The organism is Pelagibacterium nitratireducens, assembly GCF_037044555.1.
GTDB lineage: Bacteria > Pseudomonadota > Alphaproteobacteria > Rhizobiales > Devosiaceae > Pelagibacterium > Pelagibacterium nitratireducens.
Genome location: NZ_CP146276.1, coordinates 18,955 through 37,512, shown reverse-complemented (window position 1 = coordinate 37,512; position 18,558 = coordinate 18,955). Strand labels below are relative to the sequence as shown.

23 protein-coding genes are annotated in these 18,558 nt (G+C 60.6%); 19 read left to right on the top strand and 4 right to left on the bottom strand.

The genetic code is table 11. The features are described from left to right. Positions 1 to 15: 15 nt before the first annotated feature. Entirely contained in the window at positions 16 to 369 is a 354-nt protein-coding gene (locus tag V6617_RS18370) for an ArsR/SmtB family transcription factor (protein WP_189424737.1), read from the top strand. Between the two features lie 260 nt (positions 370 to 629). Here the strand turns inward: V6617_RS18370 and V6617_RS18365 are convergent, their stop codons facing one another. Together V6617_RS18365 and V6617_RS18360 are read right to left on the bottom strand one after the other, a co-directional pair. Further along, on the bottom strand, positions 630 to 1,976 hold the full coding sequence (locus V6617_RS18365; RefSeq protein WP_332717987.1) for an NAD(P)/FAD-dependent oxidoreductase: 1,347 nt from the start codon (positions 1,974 to 1,976) through the stop codon (positions 630 to 632). Then, the gene (locus tag V6617_RS18360) at positions 1,976 to 2,218 is read right to left on the bottom strand and encodes a GDCCVxC domain-containing (seleno)protein (protein WP_244639968.1); all 243 of its coding nucleotides are present in this window, start codon (positions 2,216 to 2,218) and stop codon (positions 1,976 to 1,978) included. Before V6617_RS18360 ends, V6617_RS18365 begins: the two co-directional genes overlap by 1 nt. 145 nt (positions 2,219 to 2,363) lie before the next feature. Between V6617_RS18360 and V6617_RS18355 the strand changes: the two genes are divergently transcribed. After that, positions 2,364 to 2,774: a MerR family transcriptional regulator gene (locus V6617_RS18355; RefSeq protein ID WP_189424535.1), complete on the top strand. Its 411-nt coding sequence runs from the start codon at positions 2,364 to 2,366 to the stop codon at positions 2,772 to 2,774. 38 nt (positions 2,775 to 2,812) lie between these two features. On the opposite strand, the gene V6617_RS18350 is transcribed toward V6617_RS18355, so the two are convergent. Further along, positions 2,813 to 5,353, bottom strand: a complete 2,541-nt coding sequence (locus tag V6617_RS18350; RefSeq protein WP_189424537.1) for an SPW repeat domain-containing protein — start codon at positions 5,351 to 5,353, stop codon at positions 2,813 to 2,815. 395 nt (positions 5,354 to 5,748) lie between these two features. Then, positions 5,749 to 8,223, bottom strand: a complete 2,475-nt coding sequence (locus V6617_RS18345; RefSeq protein ID WP_210310430.1) for a heavy metal translocating P-type ATPase — start codon at positions 8,221 to 8,223, stop codon at positions 5,749 to 5,751. Positions 8,224 to 8,371: 148 nt separating this feature from the next. Between V6617_RS18345 and cueR the strand changes: the two genes are divergently transcribed. From cueR to V6617_RS18260, 17 genes are all read left to right on the top strand, one after another. Continuing rightward, a complete protein-coding gene (gene cueR / locus V6617_RS18340; RefSeq protein WP_189424741.1) occupies positions 8,372 to 8,767 on the top strand; it encodes a Cu(I)-responsive transcriptional regulator in 396 nt (131 codons plus the stop codon). 72 nt (positions 8,768 to 8,839) lie between these two features. After that, a complete protein-coding gene (locus tag V6617_RS18335) occupies positions 8,840 to 9,178 on the top strand; it encodes a hypothetical protein (protein ID WP_189424539.1) in 339 nt (112 codons plus the stop codon). A 228-nt stretch (positions 9,179 to 9,406) separates the two neighbouring features. After that, positions 9,407 to 10,255 carry a hypothetical protein gene (locus V6617_RS18330; RefSeq protein WP_338610987.1) on the top strand — a complete coding sequence of 283 codons (849 nt, stop codon included), beginning with the start codon at positions 9,407 to 9,409 and terminating at the stop codon, positions 10,253 to 10,255. An 11-nt stretch (positions 10,256 to 10,266) separates the two neighbouring features. Then, positions 10,267 to 10,767, top strand: coding sequence for a DUF411 domain-containing protein (locus V6617_RS18325; protein ID WP_189424541.1), 501 nt, complete (start codon positions 10,267 to 10,269; stop codon positions 10,765 to 10,767). A 132-nt stretch (positions 10,768 to 10,899) separates the two neighbouring features. Further along, complete coding sequence (locus tag V6617_RS18320) at positions 10,900 to 11,385, top strand: c-type cytochrome (RefSeq protein ID WP_189424543.1); 486 nt, start codon at positions 10,900 to 10,902, stop codon at positions 11,383 to 11,385. Beyond that, positions 11,382 to 11,957, top strand: coding sequence for a DsbE family thiol:disulfide interchange protein (locus V6617_RS18315; protein ID WP_189424545.1), 576 nt, complete (start codon positions 11,382 to 11,384; stop codon positions 11,955 to 11,957). Before V6617_RS18320 ends, V6617_RS18315 begins: the two co-directional genes overlap by 4 nt. Beyond that, positions 11,954 to 12,244, top strand: a complete 291-nt coding sequence (locus V6617_RS18310) for a hypothetical protein (protein ID WP_189424547.1) — start codon at positions 11,954 to 11,956, stop codon at positions 12,242 to 12,244. The genes V6617_RS18315 and V6617_RS18310 overlap by 4 nt, the downstream gene beginning before the upstream one ends. 3 nt (positions 12,245 to 12,247) lie before the next feature. Then, entirely contained in the window at positions 12,248 to 12,535 is a 288-nt protein-coding gene (locus tag V6617_RS18305) for a hypothetical protein (protein ID WP_338610980.1), read from the top strand. Positions 12,536 to 12,558: 23 nt separating this feature from the next. Beyond that, entirely contained in the window at positions 12,559 to 12,837 is a 279-nt protein-coding gene (locus V6617_RS18300) for a hypothetical protein (protein ID WP_338610979.1), read from the top strand. A gap of 56 nt (positions 12,838 to 12,893) precedes the next feature. Then, complete coding sequence (locus V6617_RS18295) at positions 12,894 to 13,562, top strand: SCO family protein (protein WP_338610978.1); 669 nt, start codon at positions 12,894 to 12,896, stop codon at positions 13,560 to 13,562. Next, positions 13,559 to 14,002 carry a copper chaperone PCu(A)C gene (locus V6617_RS18290; protein ID WP_338610977.1) on the top strand — a complete coding sequence of 148 codons (444 nt, stop codon included), beginning with the start codon at positions 13,559 to 13,561 and terminating at the stop codon, positions 14,000 to 14,002. Before V6617_RS18295 ends, V6617_RS18290 begins: the two co-directional genes overlap by 4 nt. Next, positions 13,999 to 14,610: a hypothetical protein gene (locus V6617_RS18285; RefSeq protein WP_338610975.1), complete on the top strand. Its 612-nt coding sequence runs from the start codon at positions 13,999 to 14,001 to the stop codon at positions 14,608 to 14,610. The genes V6617_RS18290 and V6617_RS18285 overlap by 4 nt, the downstream gene beginning before the upstream one ends. Positions 14,611 to 14,820: 210 nt before the next feature. Continuing rightward, positions 14,821 to 15,549 carry a cytochrome c biogenesis CcdA family protein gene (locus V6617_RS18280; RefSeq protein ID WP_338610973.1) on the top strand — a complete coding sequence of 243 codons (729 nt, stop codon included), beginning with the start codon at positions 14,821 to 14,823 and terminating at the stop codon, positions 15,547 to 15,549. 623 nt (positions 15,550 to 16,172) lie between these two features. After that, the gene (locus V6617_RS18275; protein WP_338610971.1) at positions 16,173 to 16,568 is read left to right on the top strand and encodes a GFA family protein; all 396 of its coding nucleotides are present in this window, start codon (positions 16,173 to 16,175) and stop codon (positions 16,566 to 16,568) included. Further along, a complete protein-coding gene (locus V6617_RS18270) occupies positions 16,569 to 16,907 on the top strand; it encodes a nuclear transport factor 2 family protein (RefSeq protein WP_338610969.1) in 339 nt (112 codons plus the stop codon). Positions 16,908 to 17,758: 851 nt separating this feature from the next. After that, the gene (locus tag V6617_RS18265) at positions 17,759 to 18,001 is read left to right on the top strand and encodes a type II toxin-antitoxin system prevent-host-death family antitoxin (RefSeq protein ID WP_338610967.1); all 243 of its coding nucleotides are present in this window, start codon (positions 17,759 to 17,761) and stop codon (positions 17,999 to 18,001) included. After that, entirely contained in the window at positions 17,994 to 18,410 is a 417-nt protein-coding gene (locus V6617_RS18260) for a hypothetical protein (RefSeq protein ID WP_338610965.1), read from the top strand. The genes V6617_RS18265 and V6617_RS18260 overlap by 8 nt, the downstream gene beginning before the upstream one ends. The last annotated feature ends 148 nt before the right edge of the window (positions 18,411 to 18,558 follow it).

Below are 18,558 nucleotides of genomic sequence, written 5' to 3'. Positions count from 1 at the left end.
TCATCCGTGACTGATATGTCTAGTAATGTCGAAGTGCTGGAGCGGATCAAGGATACAACCTTTGCTCTGCGTACGAAGCTATTCCGGGGATTGGCCGATGCCTCGCGCTTGTCAATTCTTGATGCTTTGCGCACGCGGCCGTTGTCTGTCGGCGAGATCGTCGCGATCACGGGTCTGTCGCAGCCGAACGCGTCGAACCATCTGCGGTGTCTCAGCGAATGCGGCCTCGTCTCCGGCGAGCAGCGCGGCCGTTTTGTCCATTATCGCCTGAGCGATCAACGTCTGAATGATCTGTTTTTGCTTAGCGACGAGCTGCTGACGGAGACCGCGTGCGCCGTAGATACCTGCGGGAACTATGGCACAAGCTGATCCAAGCGGGTTATTGCTGGCGCAGCGCTCCATTTTGCGGTCCCGCCGATTTCAGGTCGCGCATGAGGCGTACCTTCCTCGGCAGCACACCGGCGCGGATCGCCGTTCCCGGCCATGCAAGTCCAGGATCGGGCCGCGGACGTGATCCGTTTCGAAGGGCCTGACGGACAGGTCGTCACGTTGCCGCCGCTGGCCTTCTACACCTTGATGGACCCTATTCCCGGGCGCCGCGCGCAAAGGCGAGGCTAAACGCTGCGCTCCTAAAGCATGTAACCGATGTCAGAGGCTCCGGTCGGATAGGCGAACATCGTCTGCTTGAGCGCCGTTGCAGTCAGCTCGTGCCGGATTGCGAGCGCGAACAGGTTGATGATTTCATCAGCGTGCGGGCCGACCAGATGCGCCCCGAGCACCCGTTCAGTACCTTCCTCGACCATCACCTTGAACCCGTAAACCGGCTCGGCCGTCTGCCGGGCGGTGAACCAGTCCGAGGCCTTTTGTGACTTTATGCTGAATTTTAGCCCCTGCCGCTGCGCTTCTTCTTCGCTCAGGCCCACGGCGGCGATCGGCGGAAGCGTAAACGCAACGCGCGGGACGCCACGATAATCTGGCTTGTGCCCGTTGCCTTCAAGGATGTTGCTGACAACCAATTTTGCGTCGTGACTCGATACTGGCGTGAGCGGCGGGCCAACCTGGGCGGCATCGCCGGCTGCATAAACAGCCGAGTTCGAGACGCTTTGCAGATACTTATTGAGCTGCAAGCGGCGATCCTTCACCGCCACCCCGGCGGCGTCAAGATCGAGGCCGTCGAGGTTCGGGACGCGCCCGGCGGCATGGATGACCAAGTCGGCCTCTATGGTCACGCTCTGTCCGCCCGATGAAGCTGTGATGCGATATCCGTCTCCGGCCGTCTCGATCGACGTCACTTCCGTGCCCGTGCGCACGTCGATCCCGACCGCCTCGAAACTCTCCATCAGCCAGCCGACCAGCTCCGGCTCAAAATGGGTGAGCATCCGATCGCCGCGTTGCAGCACCGTCACTTTCGCGTTGGCGCGCGCCGCGATACTGGAGAACTCGGCCGCGATATAGCCGCCGCCGACCATGACAATGCGTTCCGGCAGGGATTCGAGGGCAAGAAAGTCCTCATTGTCGATCAAATGTTTTTCGCCGGGGATTCCGAGCGTCACCGGTTTTGCGCCCGTGGCGATCAGGATGTGGGCGCCTTCGAGCGCGGTTCCCTCGACCTCGACGCTGTTCGGTCCGGTAAATCGCGCCTGGCCGTGGAAGGCGGCAATGTCCTTTTCCGCGTAACTGTCCTCGTGCATTTCCGGTACGGGATCGGTAAAGCTGCGCTTGAAGGCGATCAGCTCGGGCCAATCGATAAGCGGCATGCCGGCGATCCCCTTGTCCTGCATGCGCCTGGCATGGTCGATCGCGGCGGCCCCGCCGACCAGCATCTTTTTCGGATCGCAGCCGCGGAGCGCGCAGGTGCCGCCAAAGGGCTTGTAGTCGATCACGGCGACGGAACGCCCCGCCGCGTGGGTGCGCATCGCCGCCACGCGCGCGGCCGTTCCGGTGCCAATAACGATCAGGTCGAATTTCTCTGTCATCATGCGCCAACCCCTGAAGCGGCGCAGCAGTTCCCGGATGAACCGCGTTTTCGAGCTTCCTGAATCGGCGGGCACGGCGCGGATCCATAGGAGCAGTAGACGCAGCAATCGCCGTCATGCGGGCGCAGGACAGTACCGCAGCCTTTGCAGTCATAGAAGAACTGGCATGCGTCCGTAGGCATGATCTCGGTTTCCTGGTGTCCACAGCGCGGACAGATGAGAGTGCTCTTAAAATCCGCCATGTCGTCGGTTGCTTTCTCTAAAGAGCGTAAATCGTAGTCCCGGTGAAGACCGCGAGGGCTGGCAGCACGTCCAGTTTCCCTCGATCCGGTTGGCTTCAAGCTGTAGGATACAATCTGTAGCGGCTACAGATACAAGAGGTTATTTTTGGCTCAAAACCGGGAGTTCGGCATTGGGGAGCTGTCACAGCGAACCGCCGTCAATATCGAAACGATCCGCTATTATGAACGGGTCGGGCTATTGCCATCGCCGCCCCGGACCCAAGGCGGCCACCGGCTTTATTCCAGCGCGCACCGGAAACGGCTGGTGTTCATCCGGCGCAGCCGTGAGCTGGGCTTCACCCTCGACGAAATCCGCAATTTGTTAGGACTTGTCGAAGGCAGTTACGCCTGCGGCGATGTGCAGGAGGCGGCGCTGGCCCATCTGAAGCATATTCGGCTCAAGATTGCCGATCTTCGGCGCATGGAGCGTACGCTTGCCGATACGGCCGCACGCTGTGAGGGCGGAACGGCTGCCGACTGCCCGATTATCGACGTGCTCAGCCGGGCGCCGGGCTGATGATTGCCATGTCGCGACAAGCCGCGGATTCTCACGGCTCACACGACATAGCGGTCCCAGCTCCCATAATGCTCCTTACTACGGGGACCGCGCGGCAGGCTAAGGCCGATCAGGAGAATGCCGGTGATAACGCTTGCCCCCGAAGCGAGCGGCGCCGCGCCGATAAGCAGCCAAGGCGACGCAATCAGCCACAGCCCAAAGGCTACGTTGATGAAGCGCAAGGGCCGCGCGACTTCCGCCATAGCCATCACGGCAACGGTGACAATGAGCGCGCCGACCAGATGATCGCTGTCCGCCATCGGTGGCTCGGTACCGAACGCTAGACGGCTGAACATAAGCCAAAGGCCAACGGCAGCGCTTCCAACGAGCGTCCACGGTACAGTCACCCCACGGGTCGCCGACTTGATGGTGCCCCCGAGATCGGAATCGAAGCCGGACTGCTTGTCCTCGCCGCTGCCGGGCAGCGCGTCGCCCTTGAAGAAAGATCGCCAGAACGGTCGTCCGCGCCGCTTGTTTAGGACCAGGAACTGCCCCATCGCCACGAGTTCATCGAGCGAATATGGAATCATGATCAGCATCGCGAGCGCAGCCAGCAGGCACAGCGTGCAATAAGTGCCGATAACGATCGGCTGAATGATGATGAAGTAGATCGATATGACACCGAGCGGCACGACGACAATGCCGAACAGGAGGACCATCCATGGCATCGTACGCCAGCGGGCGCGGCCTCCCATGACGCCCATCAACACCTCAAACATGTAAGTGGTGGCGCCCAGACCACCATCCGCAATTGGCCAGGCTTTGGAAACGTCCGAAGTGATAATATACTCGGTGCCATTCCGGACCGCATCGCCGGAAAAGAACGGTTCCCAGACGCCATCGATATGGCCCAGCTGATAGGCGGCAAGCACCCGGGAAATAACGAACCCAATGGCGCCGAGCGCGATGATCGGCAGGCGCTGCAAATAGGTTGAGGGCGAATAGGTCCAGCCAGGGGGCATGTCGGAGGAGTCCATCATGCCTTCGTGGCTCATGCCTGGCATCATCGGCACGAGGATGGCAAAAGTAATCACGAGTGCGCCCACCAATGTGTCATTGGCATAAACGGCGGCGTTTGGGGTCCAGAAGATGAGTGGCGCGAAGAGAAGCCAGATTCCGACTGCGGTATTCGCCCATGGCGCCCAACTGAAGCGCGGTGACAGTGACAGAGCGCTGAAAACCATGATCAGAATGCCGCTGACCAGGCCGCTCCAGGCGGTAAGCGCGCTCCGCAGCGCCGGGTCCCACAGTCCGCGTTCTTCCGTGACGCGCAATACTGCTTCACGGAAATTGTCCTCACCGAATGTGCCGAAGACAAACGGGCTGGTGGCGAGCCAAAGCCCGAGCAGGATATTAAGGAAATGCACCCAGAGCATATTGAAATGCATTTGCCGCATTCCCTGCTTATGCTCGCGCATCATTTCCTGATGCTCGCGCGGCTCTTTGCTGCTGTGGCTCTGCTGCTCCTTTTCGACCTGCTGCGAGGCGACTTTCGCCGAATTCAGCTTGTTGGCCTTATACCAGCCGACCGGATCGGCTTTCAGCGCATCGATCATTTTCGGCAGCGTCTCACGCAAGGAATGCTTGGGCTGCCATTCGAGCAAATCCCGGGCGCGAGCAATATTCAGTTCATAATGGTCATCGGAGATGTCGACCATCCACGGCCGGATAAACGGATCCTCGTCGAAAACCTCTCCTTCAATCCAAGCACCGGCACGCGCGACCGACTTCGGGACCGTGCGAGTTTCCCAATCCTCATCATGAATGAGGCGGCCAAGGTCGCGCTGGAGCTCGCCAAAACTGAGCGTTTCGGGCTCGCCCAGAAGGATTGGTACTTCTGACGATAGTTCTTTGCGGCGATCAATAGCGTCTTGCAAAGCATCGGTGAGATCGTCGAGGTGCAGGAAAGGCTGACCGGAATCGAGATCGCCGGGATAGACGTGGCTGATCAGCTGGCGCTCGTAAATGCGCGCGATCTGACGGGAGAGAAATGCCGAGTGGCACATGTCATCGTAGACGCCGGCTGGGCGTACTATGAGAGCGGGCACGCGTCCGCGCATTTCATGGATCAGCTCCTCCGTTCGAATCTTGGAGGCTCGGTAAGGGAGCTTTGCATCGAGCGCCCAGTCCTCGTCGATCGGCTCGCCGCGCCTGCCCGGTGCATGGACCAGCATTGTGCTGGTGAAAATGAATTGCTCGACATCGAACGCCTGTAGACCGCGGAGCAGCCGCTCGGTCCCGTGGACCGTAACCTGCTCGTATTTGGGGTTCGGCTCGCCGCTCAGATCAAAATACGCGGCGAGATGAATCACCGAGGCGATACGGTTGCCATAGGCAGTGCGAACGCGTTCAAGCGCTGCCGCAACGCTTTCTTGCGAGGTCAAATCAATGCATACGCATTCGGCTTCCGAAGGGGGGTGAGGCGATGTTTCCCGGTCCAGTCCGATGAGGGTGAACCGCCCGGCCAATTTGCGGATGACGGCGGAACCAATAAAACCGCTGCTGCCCGTGACGATAACAATGTCCTTGCCGCCCCTCATCCCTGCCCCCCGGGTCGTGGCAGTTTGTCCGGCTTCAACCCCTCCGATGTTTGATTGGTACCCCGATCACGAGCACAATCAGTGCCAAACCCACAATAAGGGTCATGCCGCCTATCATTCAGTTCAGCCCCTCCATTCCCGCTATAGATTTTTTTCGGCTCCGCGCTTCGCGGTGTGAAGATCCAGTCGCCGGAGCGGGAAAGCAAATTCATTCCAGCCTCCTCGAGACTTGTAATAGTGGGTCAACACGTCATCGGTCGGTCAACACTCCTCCAAGAGAAAGTGCCTCAGATCATCGAGGTTGCAAAAAAAGTTCGAATTGCGGTCACCCATCATGCCGGACAGCAATTTTACTTGGAGCTGGCGACTGCCACTTGGTGTTCAGGCTTTTGTCGTTACTGGCCGCCCATGTGCGACGATAATCGAACCGATCTCAGCCTGAGCGCATTGCCAATCACCGAGACGGACGAGAGGCTCATTGCGGCGGCCGCGAACATTGGCGAGATCAGCAGTCCGAAGAACGGATAAAGGAGACCGGCAGCGATCGGAACGCCGACGGTGTTGTATATCATCGCGAAGAACAGGTTCTGCCGAATGTTGCGCATCGTGGCGAGGGATAGGCGGCGCGCCCTCACGATCCCGCCAAGATCGCCCTTGACCAGGGTGAAGCCGGCGCTCTCGATCGCGACGTCAGCCCCCGTGCCCATTGCGATGCCGACATCGGCCTGTGCCAGGGCGGGGGCGTCGTTTACCCCGTCCCCGGCCATGGCCACCTTGCGTCCCTCCGATTGCAGATCGCGAATGATGCGCGCCTTATCCTCGGGCAGCACGTCGGCGCGGACTTCATCGATGCCGAGGCGGCCCGCAACAGCGCGCGCGGTTCGCTCATTGTCGCCCGTTGCCATAACGATCCGGAAGCCGAGGTCATGCAGCGCCTTGAGCGCGGCCGGCGTCGTCTCCTTGACGGGATCCGCAACGCTTACGAGACCCGCGACCCCGCCATCAACGACGACGAACATGACGGTCTCCCCCTCATCGCGCCGGGCGTTTGCGGTCTCGGCAGCTGACGGTGCCTCGACCCCGAGCTCCGCCAGCATCCTCGCATTGCCCAATGCGACCGCCTTGCCGTCTACCACGCCTTTCACACCCATCCCGGTGACCGCCTCGAAATCGTCGGCCTTGGCGAGCGTGAGGCCTCGCGCCTCGGCACCCCGGACGATCGCCTCCGCCAGCGGATGTTCTGAGCCCCGCTCCAGGCTTGCTGCGAGGCGCAGAATCTCGGCTTCGTCATGACCTCTCTCGGGCAGCACGACGGAAAGCTCCGGCTTGCCAACCGTAAGCGTTCCGGTCTTGTCGACGATCAGCGTATCCACTTTCTCGAAAGCTTCTAACGCTTCGGCATTCTTGATGAGCACGCCCGCTTGCGCACCGCGCCCCGTCGCCGTCATGATCGACATTGGCGTGGCAAGACCGAGCGCGCAGGGGCAGGCAATGATGAGAACGGCAATGGCTGAGATAAGAGCATAGGCCAGCGCAGGCGACGGACCCCAAATAGACCAGGCGAGGAACGACAGCACCGCGATCGCAATCACCGCCGGTACGAAGTAACCGGCTACAGCGTCGGCAAGCTTTTGGATTGGCGCGCGCGATCTCTGCGCGGCCGCCACCATCTCGACGATCTGCGCGAGCATCGTGTCCTTGCCCACTCTCTTGGCCTCTATGATGAGACTTCCGGTCCCGTTGATCGTTGCTCCGGTGACAGGATCGCCCGCGATTTTCTCTACCGGCACCGGTTCGCCCGTCAGCATCGACTCGTCCACCGACGACCGTCCTTCCACGACCTCGCCGTCGACCGGCACTTTTTCACCCGGACGCACCCGGAGTCGCTCGCCGATCTCCACATCTTCGAGCGGCACCTCCTCTTCAACGCCACCCTCGCGGATCACGCGAGCGCTCTTGGCCGCGAGATCGAGCAGCGCGCGGATGGCCGAGCCAGTCCGCTCGCGCGCTCGCAGCTCCAGGATCTGGCCCAGGAGGACGAGAACCACAATCACAGACCCAGCCTCGAAATAGATACCGACGTTCCCCTCAGCGTCGCGAAATCCGCTGGGGAAAAGGCCTGGTGCGATTACGGCGACAGTGCTGAACGCCCACGCCGCAAAAATCCCCATGGCGATCAGACTGAACATGTTGAGGTTCAGGCTGCGGAAGCTTTTCCACCCCCGCACCAGGAACGGCCACCCCGCCCAAAGGATCACCGGCGTGGCTAGAATGAGTTCTAGCCAGTGGGCAAGTCGCTCCCCGGTCCAACTACGGATCGGGATACCGACATAGCCGCCCATTGCCAAAAGGAGAACCGGAATGGTCAGGACGACACCAATCCAGAACCTCCGGGAGAAGTCGACCAGTTCTGGGTTTGGGCCTTCGTCGCCCTGCGGGACGCCTTTGGGCTCCAGCGCCATCCCGCAGATCGGGCAGTCCCCCGGTCCAACCTGCTCGATATCAGGGTGCATCGGGCAGGTGTAGATCGTGCCGGCTGGCATAGGTTCTGGCGTCGGCTTGCCCTTGAGGTATGTCTCGGGGGCCGCTTCGAACTTCTCCTTGCAGCGAGCCGAGCAGAAGTAGAAGTTTTCGCCCGAATACGAGGACAAGTGTTTGGCAGTCGCCCGATCGACTGCCATGCCGCAGACCGGATCGACGGCCTCTATAAAGTCGCTAGGCGAGGCGGCGAAGCGAGACCGGCAATTCTCGGAGCAAAAGTGGTAGAGATGGCCTTTGTGCTCATGGCGGGGGCTGCTGTCCCCCGTCTCTACCACCATGCCGCAGACTGGGTCTCTGGTCATTCCCGAATTGGCGCGCGCTACGTCCATGGTCAACCCTCCAAGCAGTTGAGCACCAAAAAGTAGCGCTTCCACCGATGGGAAGGTCAAGGCTTAAAAAAACGTCGAACCCCCATTGACCTTCCCATCGGTGGAACCCTTACGTAAGGCTGGGAAGTGGATAAAAGGTACTGCCACGATGAACATCGGAGATGTCTCTGAACAGAGCGGTTTGCCAGCCAAGACCATACGGTATTATGAGCAGATTGGCTTGGTGCGGCCCTCGCGAAGCGAAAACGGATATCGTGATTTCGAGTCTGAGGACTTGCACAAGCTCACATTTCTGTGCCGCGCCCGATCCCTTGGATTCAGCATAGATGAGTGCCGGACGCTTTTGTCCCTGTACGAGGATCGTGAGCGATCGAGTTCAGAGGTCAAGAAGATTGCCGCAAAGCATCTTGCCCATGTCGATAAGAAGATATCGGAGCTGCAGTCGTTGAGTGCAACACTCCGTGATCTTGTCGATCGCTGCAATGGCGACGATCGTCCTGAATGTCCGATCGTCAACGATCTGGCTCACTCCGGAACAGCCTAAAGGCATTCGAAGGCGCAATTGGTCGCAACCATATCTATGGAAGTGCAACCGCCTATAGGGTAAGTTATCAGTATGAAGTTCTTCGTCCGGCTCATTGTTGTTACCGTCCTTGCCGCTTTCGCGGCAAGTTCGGTCGCGCATGCAACGGGCTCGGCGGAGATGACCGCCGCCATGATTGCCTCCGACGACGCCGCGATGGATATGCCCGATTGCGACGCATGTGGCGACGAAGGCCAGACGGCTTTCGCGTGCGACGTCATCTGTGGAGCGGGCGGTTTCGCATCTTTGCTTGTCCCGCAGTCGCAGGGGATGTTTCAGTCTCCCCGTCAGACGCTTAATCCGGTGGTGACGCAGAATCTGCGCGGTCTTACCGGTCCCCCAGCCAAACAACCTCCTCGATCCCTCATCTGATCTGACGCCCGGCGCGCGAGCGCATCCGGGAATGTCATCTCGTGCTTCGGCGACGCATTTTCTCCGACGCGCGCGATCCAGTCCTTACCGACTGGGGCACCCACTGGCCCCGGCGGTAGACCGAGAGTTTGATGAGGAATAATTATGTCCCGCCACTCATATCCGGCGCTCACGCGCCGCATGTTCATCCTAGGTTCCGGTGCTGCACTCGGGACCTCGGCATTACCAATGGCTCTGCGTGCTGCCGTACCGGCAGATTCGGCCATGGCGGTCGTCGCCTTCGATGGCGATGCTTTGCTCGCCGCTGGCTCGAACCTGATCCGCAGCGAGGATAACGGCAAGTCCTGGACAGCGCTGCCGGTTCCTGCCGCCATTCTAGGCCTGGCCACGCACCCTGCGCAACCGGGACATCTCTTTGCCGGTCTCGCTTCTGGCGGCGTCGTCTTGTCCCAAGATGGTGGCCGCAGCTGGGAAACCCGCTCCCGTGGGCTCGCCGAGGGTGAAGTCGATGCTGTGGCCGTAGCGGCCGGCCAACCTGACATGTTTTATGCAGCAGTCCGGGGGGACGGCCTTTGGAAAAGCGAGGACGCTGGTGGAAACTGGAGTCTTGCTATCGATCGCCCCTGGCTCGAGGACGCCGAACGTGACCCTTTGGCGCTCGCTTCAGTCGATTTGGCAACGGGCATGGGCGGAATCTGGATCTACGCCGGCACCCCAGCGGGCCTGACGCGTGTTCCCGACTGCTTCTGCCGCTGGCAGGACGTCCAGCCCGGCGACGCGATGGATGCCCTGGTTGCAGGCGACACGCCTCCTTCGGAAGCTCCGCTCCCAAGGAGCGAACCGGTCCGAGCGCTCGCCAGTGCACTCTCTGCACCCGAAACACTGTACGCCGCGCTGCCGTCGGGCGTCTGGACGTCCCGCGATGGCGGCGTGGTTTGGTCGCATGTCGCGCAGGGCTCTGCCTCGGCGGTCGCTGTTCATCCCGCCGATGAAAAACGTTTGATCGCCGCGCTCGACGGCGTCCTGAAACTCAGCCGCGATGGCGGCGCAAACTGGACCACTCTCGCGGTCGCTTGATGGAGACTATAATGAAAAAACTCTTCGCCCTCGCCTCGCTCGCGGCTCTCGCAGTCGGAGGAGCGATTGCGTTCACGACACTCTCCAGTGCGCAGACGGATCAGCAGACTGTCGCCGGCATGGGAGAGATGGCTGCGGCTGAGCTCTCCCGAGAAATCACGATCTGGCGCAGTCCGGGCTGCGGGTGTTGTGACACATACGCCGACTATCTTCAGGCAAACGGCTATCGGGTGACCCTCGTCGACGACCAGGATTTCGACAGGCGCTCGGTCGAGGCGGGTGTTCCCGAGCAAGGACTCGGCTGCCATCTGGCTGAGATCGACGGCTATTACGTCAGCGGCCTTGTGCCGACCGCGATTATCGATCGGCTGTTGACCGAGCGCCCGGAGATTGAAGGCATCACGCTGCCGGGAATGCCGGCAAACGCCCCAGGCATGGCTCCCGAGAAAAGCGGCACCCTTAAGACTTACGCATTCGGCGAGGACGGGATCACCGTCTATTCCAATGAGTGAGTGTATGATGGGAATGATGAACGGACCGATGATGGGCCTCATGATGGCCGGCGGCGGTCTTGTCTTGCTGCTTGTTTTTGCGGTCTTGGTCCTAAGCCTCGTGGCTCTGGTGAAATACCTGAGGGGGCCGAAATGACCCGCAAACTGATCATAATCGCCAGTGCCACTGTTACGAGTCTTGTGGCCATCGCCGCGCTCGCGCAACAGCAGGACCACGACGCGAGTGCGGAGGGCCTGACGGTCCTGGGCGAGCCGGTAACGATGGAAGAAATTGCGGTTGGACGGCAACTCTATGCGGAAAGCTGCGCCTCCTGCCACGGGGCCAATTTGGAGGGTCAAGCCGACTGGAAGCGCAGGCTCGATAACGGCCGCATGCCGGCCCCGCCGCACGATGAAACCGGGCACACCTGGCACCATTCGGACCAGGATCTGTTCACCATCACGAAGAACGGTGTCGAGGCGGTCGTGCCGGGCTACGAGAGCGACATGCCTGCCTTCGAAGGAACATTGGACGATGCCGAGATCCGCGCCGTGCTGGCCTACATCAAAAGCACATGGCCCGAGCGCCAGCGTACCTTCCAGGCAAAGGTCACGGCGAACGACGAGGACAGGTCATGAGCACAAGCGAAGGTCGGGCTCCGTCGTGGGTCGGCAGGTTGGTTCTGATGTTGCCCGTCGCGGTCTTCGCCGCCGTTGCACTGGCGCTCTACTGGGGGCTCAACGACAACGACGACAGCCTGCCATCGACACTCATCGGCAAGCCGATCCCTGAGTTCGACCTTCCTCCGGTCGAGGGCAGGCAGACCGGCTTTTCTTCCGCCGATCTTCGCGACCAGGTATCGATTGTCAATGTCTGGGCATCGTGGTGTGTGCCCTGCCGGGTGGAGATGCCTCTGCTCAACGAGCTTGCCGAGGACGGCATAGTTCCAATCTACGGAATCAATTTCAAGGACGATGCCGTGGAGGCATTGGCCTTCCTAGAAGAGCTTGGCGACCCCTACACCCGGATCGGTGCGGACCAGTCGGGTCGTGTCGCAATCGACTGGGGCGTCTACGGTCTCCCCGAAACCTTCGTTGTCGATGCCGACGGGCGGATCGCTTACAAGCACGTCGGACCGTTCGATCGAACGTCGCTCGAAGAGGATATCCTTTCCGTCGTGCGGCGATTGCAGGCGGAGGACGGATCATGAAGCGTCTCGCCTTTTTCGCCGGCGAAATGGCGTTGGCCGACCCTCCTGCTGTGGCCCTTCGGCCGATGCCGCTCTCCCACGAGATCGAGATCCGATATCTCGGCATCTACCTCGCCGAAAAACTGCTGAAGACGCTCGCATCCGGCGGAAACCAGCCCTCCGACGATCTTTTTTATCAATCGCGGGGGCGCGAGACCGGCCAGCTCGCAGGCCCGGCCAAATGGAATAACCCCCGAAGCCGTCGCGCAATTTCGGCCCATCATCAATCTCACAAAGGGATAACCTGAGCCATGACCGAAATAACCACCGATGCAACCAACCTATCACCCGTCGCACGCCCGTCGGGCATTCGCATCCGCTTCGGCCGGCGCCGCCTCATCCTTGCTGGCATGGCTGTGATCGCCGCGGGCCTTTGGCTGAACTGGGGTTGGATGACGGCTATCGGAGCGGCCCCCCTGATCCTCGCCCTCGCGCCCTGCGCCGTAATGTGCGGTCTAGGAATGTGCATGATGGGCGGCTCGAAATCTTGCGGCAGCAAGAGCAATCCGGCCGGAGGGCCGGAGTTCAAGACGGACTAACCAGCAACTGAAAGGACACTATCATGAACATCGCTTCCAAACTCAGCATTTCGGCGTTCGCACTGGCGGCGCTCCTGACGACGGCCGCGTTCGCGCAGGAGGCCGGTGGCCAGGCGCCTGATCAGATGATGCAGGATCAGACGACCATGCCCGGAAACATGATGAACGGCGACATGACCGGCATGCAGGGCATGATGCAGATGATGCAGCAAATGGGTCCGATGATGGAGGCCTGCACGGAGATGATGCAGGCCATGACGAACCAGATCGAGTCGCCCGTGACCGAACCGCAGGATGGCTGAACTTGCGCACCCGCCTGGGCGAATGCCTGGGCGGGTTTCTCATAAGAGTTGAAAGAATGACCACAGAATTAGCAACCCGTCGTCTACGGCGTATCCGGCTGGTGCTTTGGGGCGCCGTGGCCGCAGTCCTGCTTGCAACTGGCGGCGCACTGATGACGCGCTCCTATTTGCTTCCGCCAACGCCTGGAGGGATCTCTGTCGAAGTGGCCACCATCGGTGAAACTGACATTCGCTCGGAGTTTACTCTGATGGATCATACTGGGCGCGCCGTGACAGAGGCCGACTTCACCGGGCGCTGGCAACTCGTCTTCTTCGGCTTCACACACTGTCCTGACATCTGCCCCACAACGCTAGCTTACATGGCGAGCGTTCTCGATCTTCTCGGTCCTGATGCAGAGCGCGTGGTACCACTGTTTATCACCGTTGACCCGGCGCGCGATACCGTCCCGGTCATGGCCGAATATGTCGCTGCCTTCCATCCCCGCCTCGTTGGTTTGACTGGCACTGAGGCACAGGTCGCCGAGGCGACACGCAACTTCCGCACCTGGTACGAGCGGATGGACGATGAGAATGCCCCCGACGGCTACATGATGGCGCATGCCGGCCATATCTATCTGATGCGCCCGGACGGCCAGTTTGAAACAGCTTTCCAGGAACGGGACCAGCCGCCAGAGGATATGGCCGAGCAGGTTCTTGCGCGCATTCGAAAGGACCAAAATAGATGAAGTTCCTAATATCTCTGGCGCTCGTCTTTGCAACCCCTCTTGCCTCTCTCGCCGAGGTTACAGTTACCGACCCTTGGGCGCGCGCCAGCATTCTCGCCTCCCGCCCTGGAGCGGCCTACGTGACGGCGGAAAGCGACAAGGACGACCGGCTGATCGGCGCATCAACACCCATAGCCGACCGCGTCATGATCCATGCCGTTGAGACCGACGCTAACGGGGTCGGACGAATGGTACATCGCGAAACTCTCGATCTGCCCGCCGGAGAAGCGGTGAATTTCGCTCCAGGGGGCATGCACCTGATGCTGATGGGGCTTTCGGAGAAGCTCGTTGAGGGCACGATCTTTCCACTCACGCTCCATTTTGAGGCCGCCGGCGAAGTCACTGTTGATGTTCCGGTTCTCGGAGTGGCTGCGAGCGGCCCGCATGAGGGCAGCAAATGAGGACGCTTCTCCTGCTTGCGATTCTAAGTATTGCCACACCTGCCCTTGCCAATCACCCGGGCGAACGGCTTGACGAGACGATGGGCGAAAAGGAGCCGGCTTTCGAAATCGCCGACCAACCCCTGCCCGCCATCGAGTTGATGAGCGCCAATGGTGTCGAACTCGACCTGCGCGACCTGGCGGACAGCATCATCGTCCTGAGCTTCTTTCCCGATGAGTGTGGTAGCCCTTGCACCGAACAGCAGGCTCTTCTGGTCGAAGTCCAGAAATCCATCAACATCACGCCGATGCGTGAGATGGTCACTTTCCTTACCGTCGCTTCACCCGAAGCGCCCGCTGTCGAAGGGTGGGACGGCACAAATTGGCTCCGTGTCACAGCCGGAGGCGGAGATACCATTACCGAATTAATTGCCGAACTCGGCGAGTTGTCGCGCCGCAATCAAGGCGCTCCAATGGCTCACATCATCGCCCGCGGGACCCGCCATGCCGCTATCTTCCACGGGGCGGACTTCGAACGGATCAATATGATCCTTTACATCAACGGTCTGACGAACGCTCACCCGCCAGAGCCAAGTATGCTCGACCGCATTCTTGAATGGCTGCCGTGACTGCCGCGGCTATCCTCTTCGTGCTGGGCTACACGATCTTCAGCGAATGGCTGAACATTCAAGTGCGCAAAGCAGGAGCACACCGCAATCTCCATCTCTTCCTTGGCGCAAGGCCCAGCCCCGTCCTGCAGTGGGGAGTGAGGCGGACAGCGGCCTACGTGAGGGCCGCCAAGCTTCGGCCGTGGCGACGGGCGGCCATGGAGACGTTCCATGTCTGATCTCTCGCTTCTTGGGCTGACCGCCGTGCTCCTCGCCGGAGCCATATCGTTCGTTTCCCCCTGTGTTCTCCCCCTTGTGCCAGGCTACATATCGTATGTTGCCGGGGGGACAGTGACGGGCGCAGCGGTACCCTCGCGTCGTCGTGTCGTTTTGCTGAGCCTCTGCTTTGTCCTTGGCTTTTCAACGATCTTTATGGCGCTGGGCGCGTCGGCTACCGCCCTCGGGCAGGCGCTCCTGAGCTGGCGCTACGAGCTCAATCTTATCGGGGGCGCCATTGTAATCCTGTTCGGTCTGTTCATGATCGGTGCGGCACGCTTTGCGACTATGGAACGCGAGCTCCGCTTTCACCTAAATGTTCCGGGGGGCCGGCCCGTCGCGTCCTACGTACTCGGGCTCGCGTTCGGTTTCGGCTGGACGCCCTGCATCGGCCCGATTCTCGGTGCGATTCTCACCGCCAGCGCTGCAAGCGCGACGGTGGGGCAAGGCATTGCCCTTCTCGCCGTGTATTCGGCGGGCCTCGGTGTGCCATTCTTGATCGTAGCCGGCTTCACGGACAGGATTGCAGGAAAACTGCGGAGCATCGGTCGCGTCGGCCGCCGTCTGCATCAGGCTGCGGGTGCGATCATGATCCTGATGGGGATCGCCATGATTACCGGACGGCTGAGCGCACTATCTTACTGGCTGCTAGACGTCTTTCCGGTTCTGGCGCGGATCGGATGAACTCTATAGTATGCTTTCTCCCTCGGCTGACGCACTACCGGCATCGCGTTGCCACTAGCGTGAGGGATATGTGTTCTCGAGATCGGCATCGGCTTGGAGTTCGCGGCATTTCAGGCCATTTGTCGTCGGCTGCGTTTCATCACCCGGTGACCATGCAGGCCGGTACCTAGCCTCTCACGGATGTGCTCGGCCTTCGTAGATGAGCGCCATCGGCTTCGGGGCCTTCGTGTTAGCCGGTTTCGACCTGAGATATCTTGAAGCCCTGCCTCGACTATTTCGCGCATTTCGCGGTTGAAGTGGCAGCCATTACCAATCCGGGCCCGCGTTTCCGGTCGCCTGGCAGACGACGTCCAGCATGATCGGCACAGGGTCAATACTCTGCACAGCGTCGATATCGTCCTGAAATCGTGTATCACGGCCCCTGCCTCCTTAAGCGCCCACCATAGCGCTTGTTAAAGACGTTGTTGTGCAACGTCAAAATCTTGGCAAGCCAGAGAAAAGTAGCGCGGCCTTGCCGGCCTGACCATTGAGCCGAAGTCGGCACGTAATGCTGCCAGCAGGCGGCGACAGGCAACAATGTCGGCTCTGCACCATTGTTCAGCGAATTGCGAAGGAGAAGCCCCATGGAGTGGACGGGTAGATGTCAGTGCGGCAAACGCCGCTACGAATGCAGCGAGCCGCCGTCTTATGTCGGATATTGCCACTGCGACATGTGCAAGAAGGCGACTGGCGGACCGTTCGCGCTCCTCGTCCGCTTCGAGCCCGACACCGTGCGCTGGCTTGGACCGGAGCCTCATATCTATCGCTCCTCTCCGATCGCCGAACGCGGATTCTGCCCAGATTGCGGCACACCGCTTTTCCTGTGTTATGACGACGATCAGCGCCTGCGGCTCACCATCGGCTCGCTCGATCATCCCGAACAGGCCAAACCATCTTCCCACTACGGCGTTGAAAGTAGGCTGCCCTGGATTGATTGCTCACAGGGCCTGCCCGAGGAAGAGACGCAGGAGAGCTTTTGAATGGAAAAACTTTGGAACAATGAACGTCGCCTCTGGCTGGAAGGCGTCAGCGTCTACCACGAGCTGCTGCATCCTCAATGCATCATGACCTTTTCGGCCCCCGTCGGCATCATGCAAGGTGATACAATAGCCGAAAGTCTTCAGGGCGTGCCACGCTGGACCGACGTGCAGATGACCGAACAGTCGACCAGTGCTGGGGACGACACCGTCGTTCTGGCTTATCGAGCCGAGGGGCATCGTGAGAATTCGGACCCATACTTTGCCTACTGCAGCTCGACATATGTTCGACAGGAAAACGGCTGGCGAATTATTCAGCACCAACAAACACCGATCGACTGAACATGAGGGCTTGCGTCTGAAGGGCGGCTCTGAGGCACGTCGCATCGCGACCGCGCTCTATGCGCAAGCGCACGGAGCTATCCCTGCGGGCCGTCTCCGCCCATTCGGGTTACGATCGCATCGTGCGTCGGCCGGACCGGCCGATAACCAAACTCGGGAGATGTTTCCGACAAATTTGAAAGATCCCGTCGCCCTGCTCTATGTTGAAGATAACCAGGTCGCGTGGTGGCAGGTCGCCAGCCCTTCTTGTCACGCCGACAGGGGAGCCGCTTTCCAAGGGCGGCTCCTCTCCTCGCCTTGTGACCCATGGCCGATGATGTAGATTATTCGCATCCCGGCAACGGGACAGGCCGCGGTTCATTTCGAAAGCCCCCCAGCCTCGAACGGATCGCGGCCTTGCGGCGGCCGCTCATGCAGCCAACTCTCCCCTTTAGAAGGGAGAAAAAGCCTTGCCCTCTCTCCCCCACAAGGACAAAATCCGGTCTCCCCGTCCTTCCTCGCCGCTCAAGACGGCTCGTGGAGGATCGACGCGGATCCGCATGCGCGGATTCGCGCCGCCCCTTCGCGTTCGCTCGGGCGGGGTGAACCCCCTCCGGATTTTGACCTTGCCCCCCTCTCTCCCGGTCCTCGCCGGACGGTCAGGCGGAAGGCTGGAGCCGCCGTTTTGGCTCCCAGCCCCCAGTGCCTCCCAGCCCCCAGTGCCTCCCCGCGGTCACTGCCGCATCGAGCGGCTGCGACGACAACGAGGGAAGCCTAAAGCCCCTTCCCTCGCGCTCCCTTCCCATCACTTTGAGTTTGCAGAATAATCGCAAGTACTGTATATTCTGTATAACGCAACCGAGGTTCGGATCATGAAAGAATTTGCCGCTGCCGATCTGACCCGCAAGACCGGCGACCTGTTCGAAGCCGCGACCATCTCGCCGGTCGCGATCACCAAACACCGCAAGCCGCGCTACGTCATCATGTCGATGGAGCGCTACGAGAGCCTGACGCATGGCCAGGACACACGGCGCGCGTTCCGCCTCGACGACCTCGATGACAAAGAGGCCGACAAGCTGATCGCGGACCTGCAAAACAGCATCGACAATGACTGATTCCGCGCCGCGCCTTGGCGACGTGTGGCGCTATCCCTTCCTGTGGAGCCGGGAAGCGGCCGGCGGCGAAACCGAGGGCCGCAAGGATCGGCCCGTCGTCCTGGCGTTGCTCGTGCGCAACCGCAATGACGAGCTGGTCTTGCTTATGGTGCCGATCACCAGCGTTCCGCAATCCAGTCGCTACGCCATAGAGGTTCCCGAAATCGAGAAGCGGCGCGCGGGTCTCGATGCCCATATGCGGCTGTGGATCGTCGCCGACGAGGCGAACGAGGACATTCCGGCGCGCAGCTTCTATTTCGAATCCGGCAATCGGATCGGCAAATTCAGCGGCCCCTTCACCAAGCAGGTGCAGGCCGTCATGATCGAAGCCCTGAAGGCGAAACGCCTTCATCGTACCGGCCGAGGTTAGGCCAAAGCCCCAAAGCCCCTTCCCTCGCGCTCCCTTTCCCATTCACGGACGAAAGCACCCTTTGGGGGGCGCTCAGGCCAGCGCTCCGCATCGGCGGGGCGCCAACCCTTCGTCCGTGGCCCATCTCAGATAGATGTCTGTAATCGAC

Excerpts from the sequence above, each read along its gene's own strand:
- V6617_RS18345 (WP_210310430.1), bottom strand. The coding sequence starts at position 8,223 with ATGGACGTAGCGCGCGCCAATTCGGGAATGACCAGAGACCCAGTCTGC.
- V6617_RS18310 (WP_189424547.1), top strand. The coding sequence starts at position 11,954 with ATGAAGCGTCTCGCCTTTTTCGCCGGCGAAATGGCGTTGGCCGACCCT.
- V6617_RS18280 (WP_338610973.1), top strand. The coding sequence starts at position 14,821 with ATGTCTGATCTCTCGCTTCTTGGGCTGACCGCCGTGCTCCTCGCCGGA.
- V6617_RS18320 (WP_189424543.1), top strand. The coding sequence starts at position 10,900 with ATGACCCGCAAACTGATCATAATCGCCAGTGCCACTGTTACGAGTCTT.
- V6617_RS18270 (WP_338610969.1), top strand. The coding sequence starts at position 16,569 with ATGGAAAAACTTTGGAACAATGAACGTCGCCTCTGGCTGGAAGGCGTC.
- V6617_RS18350 (WP_189424537.1), bottom strand. The coding sequence starts at position 5,353 with ATGAGGGGCGGCAAGGACATTGTTATCGTCACGGGCAGCAGCGGTTTT.
- V6617_RS18295 (WP_338610978.1), top strand. The coding sequence starts at position 12,894 with ATGACCACAGAATTAGCAACCCGTCGTCTACGGCGTATCCGGCTGGTG.
- V6617_RS18365 (WP_332717987.1), bottom strand. The coding sequence starts at position 1,976 with ATGACAGAGAAATTCGACCTGATCGTTATTGGCACCGGAACGGCCGCG.
- V6617_RS18315 (WP_189424545.1), top strand. The coding sequence starts at position 11,382 with ATGAGCACAAGCGAAGGTCGGGCTCCGTCGTGGGTCGGCAGGTTGGTT.
- V6617_RS18335 (WP_189424539.1), top strand. The coding sequence starts at position 8,840 with ATGAAGTTCTTCGTCCGGCTCATTGTTGTTACCGTCCTTGCCGCTTTC.
- V6617_RS18265 (WP_338610967.1), top strand. The coding sequence starts at position 17,759 with ATGAAAGAATTTGCCGCTGCCGATCTGACCCGCAAGACCGGCGACCTG.
- V6617_RS18290 (WP_338610977.1), top strand. The coding sequence starts at position 13,559 with ATGAAGTTCCTAATATCTCTGGCGCTCGTCTTTGCAACCCCTCTTGCC.
- V6617_RS18370 (WP_189424737.1), top strand. The coding sequence starts at position 16 with ATGTCTAGTAATGTCGAAGTGCTGGAGCGGATCAAGGATACAACCTTT.
- V6617_RS18275 (WP_338610971.1), top strand. The coding sequence starts at position 16,173 with ATGGAGTGGACGGGTAGATGTCAGTGCGGCAAACGCCGCTACGAATGC.
- V6617_RS18285 (WP_338610975.1), top strand. The coding sequence starts at position 13,999 with ATGAGGACGCTTCTCCTGCTTGCGATTCTAAGTATTGCCACACCTGCC.
- V6617_RS18330 (WP_338610987.1), top strand. The coding sequence starts at position 9,407 with ATGGCTCTGCGTGCTGCCGTACCGGCAGATTCGGCCATGGCGGTCGTC.
- V6617_RS18325 (WP_189424541.1), top strand. The coding sequence starts at position 10,267 with ATGAAAAAACTCTTCGCCCTCGCCTCGCTCGCGGCTCTCGCAGTCGGA.
- V6617_RS18305 (WP_338610980.1), top strand. The coding sequence starts at position 12,248 with ATGACCGAAATAACCACCGATGCAACCAACCTATCACCCGTCGCACGC.
- V6617_RS18360 (WP_244639968.1), bottom strand. The coding sequence starts at position 2,218 with ATGGCGGATTTTAAGAGCACTCTCATCTGTCCGCGCTGTGGACACCAG.
- cueR (WP_189424741.1), top strand. The coding sequence starts at position 8,372 with ATGAACATCGGAGATGTCTCTGAACAGAGCGGTTTGCCAGCCAAGACC.
- V6617_RS18300 (WP_338610979.1), top strand. The coding sequence starts at position 12,559 with ATGAACATCGCTTCCAAACTCAGCATTTCGGCGTTCGCACTGGCGGCG.
- V6617_RS18260 (WP_338610965.1), top strand. The coding sequence starts at position 17,994 with ATGACTGATTCCGCGCCGCGCCTTGGCGACGTGTGGCGCTATCCCTTC.